General features: G+C 51.7%; 1 protein-coding gene. It reads right to left on the bottom strand.

Features of this window, described 5'->3' with window-relative positions; translation table 11 throughout:
* On the bottom strand, window positions 1-271 hold a 271-nt coding region (locus tag ACTIE6_RS23175; RefSeq protein WP_439558895.1), incomplete at both ends, for a tetratricopeptide repeat protein.

Here is a 271-nt window from a genome sequence, read left to right as displayed (position 1 = left end):
GTATCTCCCATTGACTTCTTCTGAATAGCAAGCGGCGTTTTCGCTGCTTTTGCGGCGAATTTTGAAGAGATAATCGACTTTTCAGCCAGCCGGAACAAACTCGATTTTGGTGGAAAAAGCCTGATCGCCTTCTCGAAATAAAACTGCGCGGAATCGTAGCGCTCAGCCTGGAAATGGTATCGGCCCAGCCACTGAAAACCCGGGCCGGATTGTGGAGCGTCGGGTTTCAGCCGCGTAGCAAGCGTGTAATGCTTGCGGGTAAGATCGGCAT

The organism is Dyadobacter sp., from assembly GCF_051859145.1.
GTDB lineage: Bacteria > Bacteroidota > Bacteroidia > Cytophagales > Spirosomataceae > Dyadobacter.
Note: the sequence above shows the minus strand (reverse complement) of the source record. Positions and strands in the feature narration are given on the sequence as shown.